Here is a 350-nt window from a genome sequence, read left to right as displayed (position 1 = left end):
CTGTCGCCGCGATCAACGACGACGTCAGCGTCTGACGGACGGTCAGCTGTAGCTCGGCTCTCCCAGTTCGCCCAGGATGCGGTTGAGGTCACCGATCGTAGCGAAATCAACCACGATCTGGCCTTTTCTTGCTCCCAGAGTGACCTTGACCCGCGTGTTGAGGCGGTCACCGAGGCGCTCGGCGATCTCGTCGAGGTGACCCTGACGACGTCCGGGGTTCGCCTTCGGGCGCACCGGCTTGGGCGTCGCGCTGGCGGCGGCCTCGGCCGCGCGCACCGAAAGGTCTTCGTTGACAATCTTGTCCGCAAGGCGCTGCATGGCCTCCGGGTCGCCGGTCGACAGGATCGCAC

Annotated in this window: 1 pseudogene; it reads right to left on the bottom strand. The window is 66.0% G+C overall.

The features are described 5' to 3' along the window. Nucleotides 1-42: 42 nt before the first annotated feature. A pseudogene (locus AB4Z02_RS19405) lies at nt 43-350 on the bottom strand (ParB/RepB/Spo0J family partition protein); the annotation flags it as partial.

Source organism: Pedococcus sp. 2YAF34, from assembly GCF_052114585.1.
Lineage (GTDB): Bacteria > Actinomycetota > Actinomycetes > Actinomycetales > Dermatophilaceae > Pedococcus.
This window is presented reverse-complemented; position numbering and strand designations above follow the sequence as displayed.